The sequence below is a fragment of the Pseudomonas aegrilactucae genome, from assembly GCF_019168305.1.
Taxonomy (GTDB): Bacteria; Pseudomonadota; Gammaproteobacteria; order Pseudomonadales; family Pseudomonadaceae; genus Aquipseudomonas; species Aquipseudomonas aegrilactucae.
Genome location: NZ_JAHTBI010000019.1, coordinates 1 through 15978, shown reverse-complemented (window position 1 = coordinate 15978; position 15978 = coordinate 1). Strand labels below are relative to the sequence as shown.

16 protein-coding genes and 3 pseudogenes are annotated in these 15978 nt (G+C 61.4%); 8 read left to right on the top strand and 11 right to left on the bottom strand.

Translation table 11 applies throughout. The features are described 5' to 3' along the window. Positions 1 to 45: 45 nt before the first annotated feature. Together KUO17_RS06820 and KUO17_RS06815 are read right to left on the bottom strand one after the other, a co-directional pair. Positions 46 to 2406, bottom strand: coding sequence for a DNA polymerase II (locus KUO17_RS06820; RefSeq protein ID WP_217974483.1), 2361 nt, complete (start codon positions 2404 to 2406; stop codon positions 46 to 48). A gap of 53 nt (positions 2407 to 2459) precedes the next feature. Beyond that, complete coding sequence (locus KUO17_RS06815) at positions 2460 to 3674, bottom strand: MFS transporter (RefSeq protein WP_217974482.1); 1215 nt, start codon at positions 3672 to 3674, stop codon at positions 2460 to 2462. Between the two features lie 117 nt (positions 3675 to 3791). On the opposite strand from KUO17_RS06815, the gene KUO17_RS06810 reads away from it, so the two are divergent. The 6 genes from KUO17_RS06810 (at position 3792) to KUO17_RS06785 (ending at position 9163) form a co-directional block, all read left to right on the top strand. Further along, complete coding sequence (locus KUO17_RS06810; protein WP_217974480.1) at positions 3792 to 4793, top strand: LysR family transcriptional regulator; 1002 nt, start codon at positions 3792 to 3794, stop codon at positions 4791 to 4793. A 37-nt stretch (positions 4794 to 4830) separates the two neighbouring features. Continuing rightward, the gene (locus tag KUO17_RS06805; protein WP_255263453.1) at positions 4831 to 5469 is read left to right on the top strand and encodes a sel1 repeat family protein; all 639 of its coding nucleotides are present in this window, start codon (positions 4831 to 4833) and stop codon (positions 5467 to 5469) included. 84 nt (positions 5470 to 5553) lie between these two features. Beyond that, the gene (locus tag KUO17_RS06800; RefSeq protein ID WP_217974478.1) at positions 5554 to 6252 is read left to right on the top strand and encodes an AzlC family ABC transporter permease; all 699 of its coding nucleotides are present in this window, start codon (positions 5554 to 5556) and stop codon (positions 6250 to 6252) included. Next, positions 6249 to 6572, top strand: coding sequence for an AzlD domain-containing protein (locus tag KUO17_RS06795; RefSeq protein ID WP_217974477.1), 324 nt, complete (start codon positions 6249 to 6251; stop codon positions 6570 to 6572). Before KUO17_RS06800 ends, KUO17_RS06795 begins: the two co-directional genes overlap by 4 nt. Further along, complete coding sequence (locus KUO17_RS06790; RefSeq protein ID WP_217974476.1) at positions 6569 to 7402, top strand: helix-turn-helix transcriptional regulator; 834 nt, start codon at positions 6569 to 6571, stop codon at positions 7400 to 7402. The genes KUO17_RS06795 and KUO17_RS06790 overlap by 4 nt, the downstream gene beginning before the upstream one ends. Positions 7403 to 7537: 135 nt before the next feature. Next, positions 7538 to 9163 carry a methyl-accepting chemotaxis protein gene (locus tag KUO17_RS06785; protein ID WP_217974528.1) on the top strand — a complete coding sequence of 542 codons (1626 nt, stop codon included), beginning with the start codon at positions 7538 to 7540 and terminating at the stop codon, positions 9161 to 9163. A 2-nt stretch (positions 9164 to 9165) separates the two neighbouring features. Here the strand turns inward: KUO17_RS06785 and KUO17_RS06780 are convergent, their stop codons facing one another. After that, a complete protein-coding gene (locus KUO17_RS06780) occupies positions 9166 to 9519 on the bottom strand; it encodes a DUF1428 domain-containing protein (protein WP_217974475.1) in 354 nt (117 codons plus the stop codon). A 303-nt stretch (positions 9520 to 9822) separates the two neighbouring features. On the opposite strand from KUO17_RS06780, the gene KUO17_RS06775 reads away from it, so the two are divergent. Together KUO17_RS06775 and KUO17_RS06770 are read left to right on the top strand one after the other, a co-directional pair. Continuing rightward, positions 9823 to 10488 (top strand): response regulator transcription factor, encoded by a 666-nt coding sequence (locus tag KUO17_RS06775; protein WP_217974474.1) that lies wholly within the window; start codon positions 9823 to 9825, stop codon positions 10486 to 10488. Next, positions 10475 to 11878: a sensor histidine kinase gene (locus KUO17_RS06770; RefSeq protein ID WP_217974473.1), complete on the top strand. Its 1404-nt coding sequence runs from the start codon at positions 10475 to 10477 to the stop codon at positions 11876 to 11878. Before KUO17_RS06775 ends, KUO17_RS06770 begins: the two co-directional genes overlap by 14 nt. A 126-nt stretch (positions 11879 to 12004) precedes the next feature. Here the strand turns inward: KUO17_RS06770 and KUO17_RS06765 are convergent, their stop codons facing one another. The 8 genes and pseudogenes from KUO17_RS06765 to KUO17_RS06735 form a co-directional block, all read right to left on the bottom strand. After that, entirely contained in the window at positions 12005 to 12304 is a 300-nt protein-coding gene (locus tag KUO17_RS06765; RefSeq protein ID WP_217974472.1) for a hypothetical protein, read from the bottom strand. 7 nt (positions 12305 to 12311) lie between these two features. Continuing rightward, positions 12312 to 13007: an RHS repeat-associated core domain-containing protein gene (locus KUO17_RS26920; protein WP_217974470.1), complete on the bottom strand. Its 696-nt coding sequence runs from the start codon at positions 13005 to 13007 to the stop codon at positions 12312 to 12314. 181 nt (positions 13008 to 13188) lie between these two features. Next, positions 13189 to 13674: a DUF6714 family protein gene (locus KUO17_RS06755; RefSeq protein WP_217974532.1), complete on the bottom strand. Its 486-nt coding sequence runs from the start codon at positions 13672 to 13674 to the stop codon at positions 13189 to 13191. Next, a pseudogene (locus KUO17_RS27090) lies at positions 13653 to 13847 on the bottom strand (hypothetical protein); the annotation flags it as partial. The gene KUO17_RS06755 and the pseudogene KUO17_RS27090, both read right to left, overlap by 22 nt. Positions 13848 to 14105: 258 nt before the next feature. Next, positions 14106 to 14618, bottom strand: a pseudogene (locus KUO17_RS06750) (RHS repeat-associated core domain-containing protein); the annotation flags it as partial. Between the two features lie 2 nt (positions 14619 to 14620). Next, a pseudogene (locus tag KUO17_RS06745) lies at positions 14621 to 14824 on the bottom strand (transposase); the annotation flags it as partial. 100 nt (positions 14825 to 14924) lie between these two features. Next, on the bottom strand, positions 14925 to 15398 hold the full coding sequence (locus KUO17_RS06740; RefSeq protein ID WP_217974469.1) for a hypothetical protein: 474 nt from the start codon (positions 15396 to 15398) through the stop codon (positions 14925 to 14927). Then, the coding region (locus KUO17_RS06735) for an RHS repeat-associated core domain-containing protein (protein ID WP_217974468.1) at positions 15391 to 15978 on the bottom strand (588 nt) is incomplete at its 5' end. The genes KUO17_RS06740 and KUO17_RS06735, both read right to left, overlap by 8 nt.

The window sequence follows — 15978 nt, the reverse complement described above, 5'->3', positions numbered from 1 at the left end:
AGTGTTCAGGTGTGGTGATTGCAGGGGCCTCTTTGCCGGCACTGGCTAGAACAACCCCATCTGCCGGTCGATCAGCGTGCTGAAATCATCCCCCACGAACGGCAGGATCGCATCCGCCACCGGCTGCAACTGCCGCGTCAGGTAGTGGTCGTAGTCGATCCCGCTGCGCAGGTTTTCCAGTGGCTCGGGCCCGCCCAGGGTAATCAGGTAACTGATCCAGCCGCCATTCTGGTACTGCCGTGGCCGGCCCTGGGTGTCGTTGTACTCATCGGCCAGCCGCGCCGCACGCACATGCGGCGGCACGTTGCGCTGGTAATCGCCCAGCGGCCGGCGCAGGCGCTTGCGGTACACCAGCAGCTCATCCAGTTCACCCGCCAGCATCTGGCGCACATAGTCCTTGATGTACGCCTGATACGGCTGGCGCTCGAAGATGCGCTGGTACAACGCCTGCTGAAACTGCTGGGCCAGCGGCGACCAGTCGGTGCGCACCGTCTCCAGCCCCTTGTAGACCATTTCGTGCTCGCCGTCGGCACGCTGCACCAACCCGGCGTAGCGCTTCTTGCTGCCCTCCTCGGCGCCGCGAATGGTCGGCATCAGGAAGCGCTTGTAGTGCGTTTCGTACTGCAGCTCCAGCGCGCTGTCCAGGCCGTACGCCTCGCGCAGATGCTCGCGCCACCACTGGTTGACCTGCTGCACCAGTGCACGCCCGATGGCGCCGGCCTGCGCCTCATCGTGCGGGCCCTTGAGCCACACGAAGGTGGAGTCGGTATCGCCATAGATCACCGCATACCCCTGGGCCTCTATCAGTTCACGGGTACGGCGCATGATCTCGTGCCCACGCATCGTGATCGACGATGCCAGGCGCGGGTCGAAGAATCGACAGCCGTTGGAACCCAGCACGCCATAGAACGCATTCATGATGATTTTCAACGCCTGCGACAACGGCGCGTTGCGCTCGCGCTTGGCCTGTTCGCGGCCCTGCCATACGCGCTCCACGATCGCCGGCAGGCAATGGCGCGTGCGTGAGAAGCGCGCCCCGCGAAAACCCGGCACCGAGTGCACGTCGTCGGGCTGGCGCAAGCCTTCGACCAGGCCAATCGGGTCGATCAGGAAGGTGCGGATGATCGAGGGGTACAGGCTCTTGTAGTCCAGTACCAGCACCGACTCGTACAGGCCGGGCCGCGAGTCCATCACAAAACCGCCCGGGCTGGCTTCGTCCGGTCGCCCGCCCAGGCTGGGCGCAACAAAGCCCTGGCGGTGCATCAGCGGAATGTACAGGTGACAGAACGCCGCCACCGAGCCGCCGCTGCGGTCGGCCGGCAAGCCGGTGACCGTGGCGCGCTCGAGCAGGAACGTCAACAGCTCGGTCCTGGCGAAGATGCGCGTGACCAGCTCGCAGTCCTTGAGGTTGTAGCGGGCCAGGGCCGGCTTGTCCTCGGCGAACATGCGGTTGATTTCGTCCATGCGCTGGTACGGCGTGTCGATTGCCTTGCCTTCACCGAGCAGGGTCTGCGCGACGTTCTCCAGGCTGAACGAGGGGAAACTCCAGGTCGCCGAGCGCAGCGCTTCGATGCCATCGATGATCAGGCGCCCCGCCGCCGCCGCGAAAAAATGCGTGCGGCTGCCGTGCTCGCGCCACGCCATCACCTCGCCGCCGCGCCCCAGGCGCAGTGGCACCTGCAACTGCTGGGCGTGCGCGTGCAGCACGCGCAGGTCGAACTGCACCAGATTCCAGCCGATGATCGCGTCGGGGTCGTGGCGCGCCATCCAGTCATTCAGGCACTCCAGCAACTGCGCACGGCTGTCGCAATACGCCAGGTCGAAGTCCACGCTACCGGCGTCGCCGTTGGCCGGGCCGAGCATGTACACCTGGCGCTGGCCGCACCCTTCAAGCGCGATCGAATACAACTCGCCACGCTCGGTGGTCTCGATGTCCAGCGATACCAGGCGCAACGTCGGGCGATAGTCCGGGGCGGGCTTGAGCTGGGCGTCGAGCAGCAGGCCGTCGGCATCGGGTGTACCGCTGAAACTCACCGGGGCGGTGATGAAACGTTCCATCAGGTAGCGCTCCGGCGGGCGGATATCGGCCTCCAGCAACTCGACACCGGCGGCGCGCAGGCGCTTGTCCAGTTGCATCAGCTGACGGTGATGGCGGCAATACACACCCAGCACCGGGCGCTGCTGGAAGTCGCACAACGCCAGTTCACGTAGCTCGATGCCACGCTCGGTGCGCATCAGCGCCTCGACCTGGGCACGCTGCGTGGCGGCGACGAACGCCACCGAGGTCTGCAACGGCAGGCGCAACTGGCGCGGGCCCTGGTCGGTCGCCAGCCAGAACTCCACGCACGTGCCGTCTGGCGTATCCCGCCAGTGCCGGGTGAGCACAAAGCCCTGTTGAACCTCCACCGCTGCAACCTCGAACCCGTCTGAATGGGCGGATTCTACCTGACCCGCGACACTCAGGCGTGATTGCGCTTGCCGACCGGGAAGCCGTGACCACGCGCTTGCCAGGTCAGGGCCAGCGCCAGGCCCACCAGTGCCAGCAACAGCCACGGGAAGCGGGTCACACCGACCTGGCTGAGCAACACGCCGCCCACCAGCCCGGCCACGGCAATGGCCAGGTTCCAGACGGTGACGATCATCGATTGCGCGACATCCGCGCCCTCGCCCGCCGCATCCGCGCTGGCGGTTTGCAGCAAGGTGCCAGCCCCGCCGAAGGTCAGCCCCCACAGCGCGACACTGACGTAGATCAGCCACGGCTGGCCGGCAGCCAGGCCCAGCAGCACCGCCGCCACGCCAAAGCCGGCCAGGCTGCCCAGCACCAGCCGGCGCAGGTGCCGGTCGATCAGCGCACCCACCACTGCGATCCCGCCCAACCCGGCGCAACCGAACAGCAGCAGTACCTGCCCGGTGCTGCCGGCCACGCCCGCCGCCAGCAGGAAGGGCACGATGTAGGTGTAGAGAATGTTGTGCGCCAGCACCCAGGTGAAAATCACTGCCAGCACCGCACCTACCCCCGGCGTGCCAAGCACCTGGGCGATGGTCGCGCGCTTGCCGGCGGGCAAACCGTCGAAGTCCGGCACCCTCAGCAGCACCCACCCCATCAGCACCAGGGTCGCCAGCGACACCAGCACGAAGGTGCTGCGCCAGCCCAGCAGGTCACCCAGCCAGGTGCCGGCCGGCACGCCCAGCGACAGCGCCAGCGGCGCGCCGATCATCGCCACGGCCATGGCCCGGCCCTGCTGGCTGACGCTGACCATGCGCCGTGCGTAACCGGCAATCACGCCCCACGCCAGCCCCGCCGCCACCCCGCACATGAAGCGCGCCAACAGGGTCAGGGTGTAGTGCTCGGACAGTGCGGTGACCGTGTTGAACACACCAAAGCCGACAATCGCCAACATCAGCACAGTGCGCCGACGCCAGCCCTGGGTCAGGGTCACCAACGGAATGGCCGCCACAAACGAACCCAGTGCATAGGCGGTAACCAGTTGCCCGGCCATCGCCTCGCTGATGCGCAGGCCACTGGCGATATGGCCGAGCAAGCCAGCCGGCAGGGTTTCGGTGAGAATGGCGATGAAGCCGGCCATCGACAGCGCCAGCAAGCCGGACAAGGGGAAGGCCGGCTCGGCATCGTGAATGGCAGCGGGTTGCGCCGGGCAACTGCTCTGGGACATGGTCTGGCTCCTGATTGCAAGAAAGTGGGTGCACGGTAATCCTTGCCCTACTGCGGAAAAAGACGGGTAGAATTCCGCTCACTACGGACCACGGTGTCCGCAATGGGAGATCAGGCAGTGGATAGCCTCAGCGGCTTTGTGGTGTTCGTGAAAGTGGCCGACACCCGCAGCTTCGTCGCCGCCGGCAAGGCCCTGGGTGTCAGCGCCTCGGCGATCGGCAAGCGCGTGGCGCGGCTGGAGAGCAAGCTTGGGGTGCGCCTGTTTCACCGCAGCACGCGCAGCATCACCCTGACCGCCGAGGGCACGCTGTTTCTGGAGCGCAGCCGGCGCATCCTGGCCGAAATCGAGGCCACCGAAGTGGAACTCTCGCAGGCCAGCCAGGCGCCTCGCGGCAAACTGCGCGTAAGCCTGCCGCAAGTCAGCAGCATGATCGTGCCGCTGCTCAGCGACTTCATCGGACAGTACCCGCAGGTCGAGCTGGACCTGGACTTCAGCGACCGCATGGTGGATATCGTGGGCGAAGGTTTCGACGTGGTGCTGCGCGCCGGCGAGCCTGCCGACTCGCGCCTGAACGCACGCCGCCTGGTTGATTTTCGCCATGTGCTGGTGGGCTCGCCGGCCTACTTCGAGCGCCATGGCACTCCGCACCACCCGGGGCAATTGGCCGGCCACAATGGCCTGCACTATCGCTTCCTGACCACCGGCAAGCTGCAACGCTGGCCGTTGCGCCGCGCCGAAGGCGCGCCGGACTACGAAATTCCGGTGTCGATGGTGTGCAACCACCTGGAAACCCGAATCTGTTTCGCCGTGCGCGGCCACGGGATCGCCTGCCTGCCCGACTTCACCATCCTCCCGCAATTGGCGCGGGGCGAACTGGTGACGGTGCTGGACGAGCACCTCGACAACCGCGGCTGCCTGTACCTGTTGTGGCCCTCGGGGCGACAGATGTCACCCAAGCTGCGGGTGTTCATCGACTTTATGGAGCAACGGCTGTTTGCCCAACTGCCACCAACCGCTAGAATGCCGGCTCAGGAGCCCTCAACGCCGATGGATCGCCCCACTGCCACCATGAACAGCGCCAAACCTTTTAACCGTATGGATCGTGAACGTGCCTGCTGACCGCCGCCTGCTCGGCCTGTTGTGCCTGTTGCCACTGATGGCGCTGGCCGACGAGGTGCGCATCGACCCGCATGCCGACCTGCTGTACCGCCAGGCGTTGCCGTTCCTGGAGCAGGCCGATGCGCAAAGCCAGGCCTTGCCGCTGGCCCCCGACCCGGGCGACCAGGAGCTGATCGTCGAGGTCGAGGCGCTGGGGCGTACCCTGGAGCCTGCCGTGGCGCTGCTGCGCAAGGCCGCCGAACTCCAGCATCCGGTGGCGCAGTACCGCCTGGCGTTGTTCTACATCACCTACCTGCCGCAAAAAGACATTGCCGCCGCGGCCTGCCCGCTGCTCGAGGCCAGCATTGGCCAGGGCTTTGCCCCGGCGGCCCTGGGCATCACGCCCTGGTGCAGCGACTTTGGCAACAGCAACGCCTACCGCCAGGGGATGGAGCGCGTGCCGCTGATGACCACCCTGTATGCGGCCTACTACCCGCAGCCGGCGGTGCGCCTGGAGTGCATCCGCCAGCGTCCACAGGGGTTGAACATGCAGTGGGGCCGCCAGCGTGACTTCCAGGCCGAGGTCTACCGCCTGCTCGGCGCCATCGACCCCAGCCACGACCAGGCCTATTACCAGAAAGCGGTCGATATCAATGGCTGCCTGCCCGCGCAGCGACGCCTGACCAGCCAGCGCTGATTTGCCCGCCCACAGCAAGATCGTACAAGGCAAGCGACAGCGGCTCTGGCATCCTGTGGCTCCGATTCCAAGCGTGTGTCGTTCATGTCCAGCCCTGCCCTTGCCCGCGCCGCCTTTACCCAGGGCGCCATCGCTATCCTGCCGCTTTCGCTGGCCGTCGCGCCGTGGGGCCTGCTTGCCGGTTCCATGGCCATCGAAGCCAACCTGACCGCGCTCGAAGGCCAGGGGCTGTCCGCCATCGTGTTCGCCGGCGCCGCGCAACTGGTGGCGATCGGCATGCTCAAGGGCGGCGCCAACCTGTTCTCGATCCTGCTCACCACCCTGCTGCTGACCTCGCAGCACCTGCTGTATGGCCTGTCGATGCGCCCGGTGATTTCCGAGCTGCCGTTGCGCTGGCGCCTGGGCCTGGGGTTTCTGCTGACCGATGAGTTCTTCGCCCTGACCAGCCAATACGACCGCCAGCAGTTCAACCGCTGGTACGCCCTGGGCGTGGGCCTGACCTTCTACATTGCCTGGAACCTGTTCACCCTGGCCGGCATCGTGCTGGGGCGCAACATCCCGCACCTGGACCAGTTGGGCCTGGACTTCTCGATCGTCGCCACCTTCGTCGCGCTGATCGCGCCACTGGTGCGCAACCTGCCCACCGTGGTGTGCGTGGCCGTGTCGCTGTTCAGTTCGGTGCTGTTCAGCTTCTGGCAGTGGGAAACCGCGCTGGTGCTGGCCGGGCTGCTGGGCATGAGCGCAGGGTTCGTGTGCCAGAAACTGACGGGGGCGCGGACATGATCTTTGTGTTGATCCTGGGCATGGGCCTGCTGGTGTTTCTCAACCGCTATGCCTTTCTGGAACCGCGCCTGCCGTTGCGCCTGAGTTCGAATGCGCGCCAGTTCCTGGGCTTTGCCGTACCGGGCATGCTCACCGCGATCTGCGGGCCGATCGTGTTCCTGCCCGAGCACCAGCTCGACCTGAGCCTGAGCAACCCTTACCTGATGGGCTCGCTGGTGGCCATCGTGCTGGTGCTGTGGACGCGCAGCGTGCTGTTCAGCATGCTGGCGAGCATGGCGTTGTTCTTCGTGCTGCGCTGGTGGCTCGACGGTACCCCATGAAAAACCCTCCCCGGGAACAGACGCGCCTGTGGCACGCCCCGGCGCTGGGCGATATCGAACTGCTGCATGCGCGCTATGTGCAGCAACGCTTCGCCCCGCATGTGCATGAAGGCTATGTGATCACCATCATCGAGTCCGGTGCCCAGCGTTTCTGGCACCGTGGCAGCGAACACCTGGCGCCGGTGGGCAGCATGGTGCTGATCAACCCGGACGAGTTGCATACCGGCGCCAAGGCGCATGAACAGGGCTGGCGCTATCGCGGCTACTACCCCGAGCAGGCGCGTATCACCGGCGTGCTGGATGAACTGGAACTCAAGCACCACGGGGTGCCGTCGTTCCGTGCCAGCGTGCTGCACGATCCGCAGCTGGCGCGGGCGTTCAGCGGGCTGCATTGCCTGGCGGAAAACGGCGCCAGTGCGCTGGAGCAGCAAACGGCCTGGCGCGAGGCGGTGTTGCTGCTGGTGCAACGCCATGCCGGTGGTCGCGAGGCACGCGCACCGGGCCAGGAGCCGGGAGCCGTGACCCGCGCCAAGGAACTGATGGACAGCCGCCTGGCGTATCCGCCGTCGCTGGAAGAGCTGGCCACGGCGGTGAACTTGTCGCCGTTCCACTTTGCCCGGGTATTTCGTCAAGCCACCGGTCTGCCCCCCCATGCCTGGCTCAAGCAGCGCCGTTTGAGCCGCGCGCGCGAGTTGCTGAAAAGCGATTGCCTGCCGTTCAACGTGGCATTTGCCCTGGGGTATTCCGACCAGAGCCATTTCAACCGGCAGTTCAAGCAGGCGTACGGGGTGACGCCGGGGGCCTATCGACTGGCGTGTGCGGGGCAGTGAGTGCCGCGCCTGCAAAGCCCGTTCGATAATCGAACACAACCGCGCTTCCCCCCTCAAGTCCCCACCCAGTCACTCCGATAGCAGGCTACCCACCCCAGCGTGGGATCGCCCATGGCTGCCTGGAGTATTGCCCGCATGTTCGCCGACCTGAAGATTCGCACCGGTATGTTCTGGGTGTTGCTGCTGTTCAGCACCACCCTGCTGTTCTCCACCGTCAGTGCCTGGCGCGCTGCGGTGGGCAGCGACCAGCAGATCCGCGAACTGGACCAGACCGCGCACCAGTCCGATCGGCTCAACAACGCCCTGCTGATGGCGATCCGCGCCAGCGCCAACGTGTCGTCGGGCTTTATCGAACAGCAAGGCGGCCATACCGACAGCGCCAAGGCCCGCCTGGCCCTTTCTGAAACACTGATCGGCAACAGCCATACGCTGGTCGCCGAGTTCGTCGCCCACACCCAGGCCCCCGCCCACAAGGCCCTGGCCGAAGAGCTGCAGCGCACCTTCGAGGCCTATGCCAAGGCGGTCGCCGGGCAGCGCGCGGCCACCCTTGCACGCTCGCTGGACGACTACTTCACCGTCAACGTGGAGGCCGGCCAGGCCATGGGCAAATTGCAGGCGCTACGCCAGCAACTGGTAGCGGCGCTGGCCGAGCGCAGCCAGCAGATCATGAGCGCTTCCGATCAGCGCCTGGGCACGGCACAACTGCTCAGTGTGGCGCTGGGCCTGATCACCGTGCTGCTGGCGGTGTTGTGCTGGAGCTTTATCGCCGCCCGCGTGCTGCGCCCATTGCAGGAGGCCGGTGCGCACTTTCGGCGCATCGCCGCTGGCGACCTGAGCCTGCCGGTGGCGGTCGCCAGCAGCAATGAAATCGGCCAGCTGTTTGCCGAACTGCAACGCATGCAGCACAGCCAGCGTGACACCCTTGGCCAGATCACGGCCTGCGCGACCCAGTTGGCCGACGCGGCCCTGGCACTGGACAGCGTTACCGAGCAGAGCACCCAAAGCCTGCGCCAGCAGGACCAGGAGCTGGAACAGGCCGCCACCGCCGTCACCGAAATGACCACGGCGGTGGAAGAAGTGGCGCGCAATGCCGTCTCCACCTCGCAAGCGGCCAGCGCCTCCAACGAACTGGCCGAACAGAGTCGCCAGCAGGTCAACGACAACATCGACGGCACCCAGGCCATGGCCCGTGAAGTCGAGGTCAGTGGCGAACGCCTGCAGCAACTGGCGGTGCAGATTCGTGACATCGGCAAGGTGCTGGAAGTGATCCGCTCGGTGTCGGAGCAGACCAACCTGCTGGCGCTCAATGCGGCCATCGAAGCAGCGCGGGCGGGCGAGGCCGGGCGCGGTTTTGCCGTGGTCGCCGACGAGGTGCGTACCCTGGCGTATCGCACCCAGCAGTCGACCCAGGAAATCGAGCAGATGATGACCAGCGTGCAACAGGGCACGCAGGCGGCGGTGCAATCGATGCAGGCCAGCACCAGCCGGGCGCAGTCCACACTGGGCATCACCCAGGCTTCGGGGCAGGTGCTGGAAGGTATCTACAGCGCCATCGGCGAGATCAACGAGCGCAACCTGGTGATTGCCAGCGCTGCCGAAGAGCAGGCGCAGGTGGCGCGCGAGGTCGACCGCAACCTGCTCAACATTCGTGAGTTGTCGAGCCGCTCGGCAGACGGCGCACAACAGACCCGTGCAGCCAGCCAGGCACTGTCGGGCCTGGCTACGCAGTTGTCGGCGCTGGTGCAGCGCTTCACGGTCTGACGCTAGCGGTTGACCAGCATCTGGAAGCCGCCATAGATCATCCGTTGCCCGTCGAAGGGCATCGGGTTGGTCTCGAGCTTGAGGCGGGGGTCTTCCATGGCTTTTTGCATCCCGGCGTCGCGTATTTCGCGCGACGGCCAGATGATCCACGAGAACACCACCGTTTCGTCCTCCTTGAGCTTTACCGCCATGGGGAACGAGGTGAGCTTGCCTTCTGGCACATCGTCGCCCCAGCAGTCCACAACACTGAGTGCACCGTGTTCCTTGAACACGGCGGCGGCGGTTTCGGCGTGTTTCTTGAAGGCTTCACGTTGAGCGGTGGGTACGGCAATGACACAGCCATCTACGTAGGACATGGTGGCTCTCCGGGTGGGGGGGATGTCCCTGTAGTCGATCTGTGCGGTGCGCAATCGACAGCGTGTCGCCTGCCTTGCGACAAGTGGCAGGTATTGGACTGCCACCTGGTGGCTCCCCCCCCAAAAACACCCTCCCAGATACCTCCCCACCTAATCCCACACAAAAAATACAGTTCACAACTGTACACCAATGATGGCACACTGAATGGTAATGATTATCACTTGCCATACCTTAATAATTCTTAACTAACCAAATAGTGATACGGCTGTTAGAAAGGCGCCATGACCCAGGAGGAGCGGCAGATGCGGGTACTTGTAGTAGAGGACGACCCATCGGTGAGTCATTGGCTTGGCAGCAAACTGCACGCCAGCGGGCACAATTGCCGGCTGACCGACAACGGTGAATGTGCCCTGCAGATGATCGGCGACGAAGTCTTCGACGTGGTGATCCTGGACCGTATCCTGCCAAAGATGGATGGCATCGAAGTTCTGCAGCGCCTGCACGGCCAGAGCCGCCCGCCGATCCTCATCCTTTCTGCCAACGACCAGAGCAGCGACCGCGTCGAAGGCCTGCGCGCCGGCGCCGACGACTACCTGGGCAAACCGTTCGACTTCACCGAACTGCTGCTGCGCCTGGAACTGCTGGCGCGCCGCCACAACAACGTGGCCAGCAGCGACCAGTTGCAGGTGCACGACCTGTTCATCGACCTGGGCAAGCGCAGCGTACGCCGCGGCACGCGCAGCATCGACCTGACCGACAAGGAGTTCAAGCTGCTGCAGGTGCTGGCCGAACACCACGGCCAGATTGTCACCCGCGGCATGCTGCTGGAGAAGGTCTGGGGCTACAACTTCGACCCGCAGACCAACCTCATCGACGTGCACCTGTCCAAGCTGCGCACCAAACTGGAAAAAGGCTTCGATCACCCGCTGATCAAGACCGTCAGGGCGATCGGCTATGTCCTGGGCTAGCCTGCGCCCTCTCCTGAATACCAGCAGCCTGCGCCAAGCCACTACCATCGCGTTCATTTGCCTGTTGTTTTCCCTGATCTCCATCGTGCTGAGCAACCAGTTGCTCGAGGTGGTGATGCGCAGCCATGTGCGCGACATGATCCTCACCGACGTGCGCGGCCAGCAGTTGCAGGGGCGCTTCAACAACGCCGCGCAACTGAGTTGGACGCTGCAGCACCGCCAACTGCTGGAGGTGCGCAAGGAGCGCCATGCCATCGTCCTGGACAAGACCGGTGCCCTGCTGTTCGGCAACCGCGACTACCTGCCCCCTACCGAGTGCCTGGCGCCTTGCACCACGCGCTGGCGCCACCTGAGCATCACCGACCGCAACGGCTACCAGGCCGAGATTCTCGGCCTGTCGATTTCGCTGCCCGACGGTGGCCAGTACTTCAGCGCCTACGACCTGCGCCCGATGCTCGAACGCACGCGCATCATCCCGCTGGCCGCTGGCGCCGGGCTGCTGTTGCTGCTGCTGTCGATCCTGGCCACGGCGCTGCCGTTCGGCCTGCGCAACCTGTACCGCATCAACCGCATCCGCGATGCGCTGGCACGCTATGCCGGGGGGGACTACACGGCCATGGCGCCGGCCGTGCAGCACGGCGACGAATTCGACCAGCTCGGTCTTGAGATCAACCACGGCCTGCGCCGCATCAACAAGCTGATGGAAGAGGTCAAGCACATCACCAGCCACATCGCCCACGAACTGCGCACCCCGCTCACGCGCCTGCAAAGCCGCCTGCTCACCGCCAGCGAAATGCTTGAGGGCCCCGCACGCGATGAGCTGCTGGCTGCCGTGCAGGACAGCGAGCGCATCCAGAACCTGTTCCGCGCGGTGATGCGCATTGCCGAGGTGGAGACGGGTCGCATGACCTGCCATTTCGAACTGATCCCGATACCCGCGCTGCTCGAGGACGTGATCGAGTACTACCTGCCGCTGGCCGAGCAGCGTGGCTGCCCGCTGGACATGCAGGTGGAAGCCGACTGCCAGCTGTTTGGCGACCGCGCGTTGCTGTTCCAGGCGCTGGCCAACCTCATCGACAACGCCCTCAAGTACGCCCCGCCGGGGCTGCCGATCACCCTGATGGCGGTGGGTCGCCAGGGCCATGGCGTGCTGCAGGTACGCGACCACGGCAGCGGCATTGCCCAGGCCCACAGCGAGCGCGCCATGGAGCGCTTCCAGCGCCTGGGCGCGCCGACCCACACCCCGGGGCATGGGCTGGGGCTGACGCTGGTGCGTGCCATCGCCGAACTGCATGGTGGTGAGCTACGTCTTGAGGACAACCATCCTGGCCTGGTCGCCAGCCTGCACATTCGCCGCCAGCGCTTGCCGGCGGGGGTGGACCTTCGCTGAACAGTTCTTATTGCAAACGCGAACCAGAACATTATTTTAATGATGACGCTAAGCCACGCACACATAACAGTACTTCATCAATACAGCGGTGCACTCAGCCTTGATATAGCAGGCCCCTTCTGACACTCAACGAATTGACCGATCATTGATTGGGAATACACACCCCTGGCCCTGCCCCCAAAGCGTCAACACGAAAATAGCAACGACCATAAGTGCCCCGCCATAAGTAGCTGCCAACATAATGAATGAGAATTTTTTCTCCTCAAACTTAAAAACCATTGCCCACATTTCAAACATGCCAGAAAAAGTATTCATATTGACACCTTTTTTCTTGCAGTATTGATTTGCGTAGAGCACCGCCGCCGTCATGAACACCCCACAAAAAACAAACAAAGAAATTCGGAAAAACTGAATCGTATCGCACATAGCTCACCTAGAATAATGGAACTGATACAGCAGGACTTACAGGAAGTTCGATTTCCGGACCAACCCCACCACCAAGACCAATATAGAGCTCTGGCCAAGTAGATGTCTGTGTGATATCAATTTGCACAACACCTAAAGTGACGCCAACGCCCGCTGCTGCCGGAAGAGACTTTGAATCGGGGTCGCCAAATTTGAATCCACAACTCGCCGTTGCACGGGCACCGGCGCTCATCACAGGCATGGAAGCCAGTCCCGACAAACCTGCCCTTTCGTTCGCACTCACACTTATTGCCCCGCCCGTTCCTGCTGTCAACGCTGCAGAAGCCCTACATTCCCCAGTCATAATAGCCTTGGGCGGCGGCGGTGCCATTGCGTTGGAAACCTCATCAGCCGTCGCACCATTCTGCATCATCCAACTCCCCTGTGAAGCTCTACTCACAAGGCCTGGCATCGTGCCGAACAAGCCCAAAGGGTCAACCCGCATAACGGGCCTATTACTGACATAGCTATACACATTCAACCCACCCAGCATCCCAATCGGGTCTCTTGATATATACCGCGCCATTCGCGGTTCGTAATAACGGAAACGGTTGTAATGCAATCCCGTCTCAGGGTCGTGGTACTGCCCCTGGAAACGAATCGGATTGCCCACGCCATGCTGCGCCGCCCAGGACGAGCGCTCTTCACGCACTTCACCCCACACCTTATATTGCCCAGTCCAGCAGACGTTACCGTTCTAACACCACCAAGCAGAATGCATACAAGCACCCCACCCTACCAGATCAACTAAAGCAACGCACACCTCCACATTAGTTTTCTCTATTAACCAAACTCAACAAACAGAATCATAAACCACCAACCTTCACCAACGGCACGCTCAACTATCATAGAAATTTACCCCAAAAAAACTCTAACGCTTCGTATGCATCCTCATCGTCATAGGCCTGAACCAGAAACTCAAGCACCTGCGCAACCGCCGCCTGCTTCGCGTCATCCATAGATTTTATTTTATAAAGATCATCATTCCTGGCATACATCAACAAACTTGACGGCAGCTCTTTGGAAATTACATCAGCCTCATGATATTGCTCACATGCGATCAGAAGGTAGGCTGGTAAATAATAACTCATCCCGACGATCGTCATAAATGATAAACATGCAGACGCATCTCCAACATACTCTTCAACCAGCAAATCAAGCGTAACATCCCACCAATTTCGACCCTTGAAAAAATCCCTGATCTGAAGGGGCTCAGGATAAGGAGACGCCACAATTTGAGAGGCCTCCGGCGGTGCAGTGCACTTAAAAGCGAGCTTTATTTGTTCTCGAATTCTGCGTTGCTCCATTTTCATCGAATCTTCTTCTCGCATAGCGCTACACTCTCCCACGCTTTGATTGCTTGATTTCGGTGAGTCTGATCCCCACCAGCGAAACATCGATTATTTATGGCGTCGCGAGCTAATGCACACTCCAAATTCCTTTCACGCAGAACTGAAGCTTGCACAGGGTCGGTAACTCCTCTGCAAGTACGACGTTCCCCTTTACATGCCCTATCAACGTCATCTTGCATATTTCGGCGCTCACCAGGGGTACAATTTCCCGGCGATGGCATACCAATTGATAATGGGCTTACCTTCAAATTTGCATCATCACGTATCTCTCCACTCTGTTTGGCCGAGTCGCCTGAAGTCGTTAGAACTGCACCAACCGCGACACCTCCGGCAACGGCCCCAACAATAGCTCCAGCTCCACATCCAAAAGGCCCCGCCCAAGATCCGAGCACACATCCTGCAACAGGGTTTAGTCCCAGAGGGTCAACATAACCAAGCGGGTTTCCAGAGGCATAATTATAAAAATTAATTCCTCCCCGCAGACCTGAAGGGTCTTTCGAAATATAGCGAAAGGTCTTCGGGTCGTAGTATCGGAATCGGTTGTAGTGCAGCCCAGTCTCACGCTCGTGATACTGCCCCTGAAATCGTATCGGGTTGCTCAGCCCAATCTGCTTCGCCCAGCCCGACCGCTCTTCTCTTACCTCACCCCACGCCTTGTACTGCGCCGTCCACGCCACCTCGCCATTGTGGTCGGTCAGCTCCATCGGCGTGCCCAGATGATCGCACTGGTACCACGCAATCGCATCCAACGCCTGCGGTTCCATTTGCGTTTGCCACAACGGATCCTGGTCGAAGTCGTAGCTGCGCTGGCTCCAGTCAGGTTGCTTGTGCAGCCGCACCGGCCCTTTGCGCAGCGCCTGCGCCACCGGTACGAAACTGCCGGGCTCATACAGGTAATGCACCGTGCGCCCGGTATCGCCTTCATGTAGCCGAACCAGTTCTGCATCAGATGTACACGCAGCATCGCCATCAATGGGTAAGCCGGACGACCACCTTCACCCTTTGGGTAATGCGGCTCAATCAGCGCAATCAAACCCTTCCAGGGCACCACCTGATCCATCTCGATCAGGAACAACTCCTTGCGGGTCTGCTTGCGCTTGCCGGCGTACTCGACGTCGGCGAAGGACATCTATTTCATCATCGAAAAGCTCGGCGACTGGTATCCGGAGACTTTGCCAAATCAGGAAGTCTTTTTCAGAATTCCCTAGCCAACAAACCGTCAAAATAGCTCACACACATGAATCCTCATCCAAAATACCAAAGCGCCCTTTGAAGTAGTTTAAAAACTCAGAAGTAACACCAGGAATAACGAGTTCAAGAAAGTGAAGATAATGATAGAGCGGCGTATCTGAACCATCATTATTCTGCTGCCAATCAGCCTGATCAAAAAGACAATTCCCAGCACACCTTGCAAAATTCGACGTCAAATCATCCAAACGTCTAAAACGTAGTTCTAGATCCCACATTTTCTGCCTCAGCTCCCTTTTTTCCTCATCCGTCACCGTGACATCCAGGAGCTTTGCCGATCGAGTCAAGGAATACTCAATGACATCACGCACAGAACCATCCACTCTTACCCTTCCATCCCTCAAGAGGAGAAATAAGTATTCAGAAAATGCGACAGCGAGCTCAGTTACATCGCAGCCTTTTTCAATAAGCCTGTGTTCTAGGCAATCAATTTTATCCGAATCTTTTTCATTCATTTTTTTGACACCCATCCCTTACACCGAGAGCGTTCATAACATGAGCACATGAAGAGCAGTATGGCATAGACTTGCCGTCATTCCTCGTAGTTATTGAAACACCACCACCCACAATACGTTTCAATTGCTCTTTACTTTGCACATCATGCTCATGAGCTATCTTACTCAAACCATCAGCCTCTCCGCATTGCCCATGAAATAGCGAGGCAACACCATCCCTTTTAGCGTCATCATAGTATTCCTCTACCACAGGGTGATGAATACCTTTCCCTCCTGCATTGGCGCTATAGCTATTCATCGGCGCTTCCAGATTATCCGAATCAATTACTGTCTTTGCACCTTTATTGTTGGGCGTAACTCCTTTAACTCTAGCCAGCCCTAAAGGGTCCGTCCAACCTATTGAGTTCGCGGCATATCGATAGAGGTTTACGCCCCCAAGATATCTAATCGGGTCCTGCCCAACAAACCTCCCAACCCCAGGATCATAGTACCGATACCGGTTGTAATGCAGCCCAGTCTCACGGTCGTGATACTGCCCCTGAAACCGTATCGGATTGCTCAGCCCAATCTGCTTCGCCCA

Bases quoted from the DNA above. Each gene is read 5' to 3' on its own strand.
- KUO17_RS06795 (WP_217974477.1), top strand. From the start codon at position 6,249: ATGATCTTTGTGTTGATCCTGGGCATGGGCCTGCTGGTGTTTCTCAAC.
- KUO17_RS06775 (WP_217974474.1), top strand. From the start codon at position 9,823: ATGCGGGTACTTGTAGTAGAGGACGACCCATCGGTGAGTCATTGGCTT.
- KUO17_RS06765 (WP_217974472.1), bottom strand. From the start codon at position 12,304: ATGTGCGATACGATTCAGTTTTTCCGAATTTCTTTGTTTGTTTTTTGT.
- KUO17_RS06780 (WP_217974475.1), bottom strand. From the start codon at position 9,519: ATGTCCTACGTAGATGGCTGTGTCATTGCCGTACCCACCGCTCAACGT.
- KUO17_RS06755 (WP_217974532.1), bottom strand. From the start codon at position 13,674: ATGCGAGAAGAAGATTCGATGAAAATGGAGCAACGCAGAATTCGAGAA.
- KUO17_RS06740 (WP_217974469.1), bottom strand. From the start codon at position 15,398: ATGAATGAAAAAGATTCGGATAAAATTGATTGCCTAGAACACAGGCTT.
- KUO17_RS06790 (WP_217974476.1), top strand. From the start codon at position 6,569: ATGAAAAACCCTCCCCGGGAACAGACGCGCCTGTGGCACGCCCCGGCG.
- KUO17_RS06805 (WP_255263453.1), top strand. From the start codon at position 4,831: ATGGCGCTGGCCGACGAGGTGCGCATCGACCCGCATGCCGACCTGCTG.
- KUO17_RS06785 (WP_217974528.1), top strand. From the start codon at position 7,538: ATGTTCGCCGACCTGAAGATTCGCACCGGTATGTTCTGGGTGTTGCTG.
- KUO17_RS06770 (WP_217974473.1), top strand. From the start codon at position 10,475: ATGTCCTGGGCTAGCCTGCGCCCTCTCCTGAATACCAGCAGCCTGCGC.
- KUO17_RS06815 (WP_217974482.1), bottom strand. From the start codon at position 3,674: ATGTCCCAGAGCAGTTGCCCGGCGCAACCCGCTGCCATTCACGATGCC.
- KUO17_RS06800 (WP_217974478.1), top strand. From the start codon at position 5,554: ATGTCCAGCCCTGCCCTTGCCCGCGCCGCCTTTACCCAGGGCGCCATC.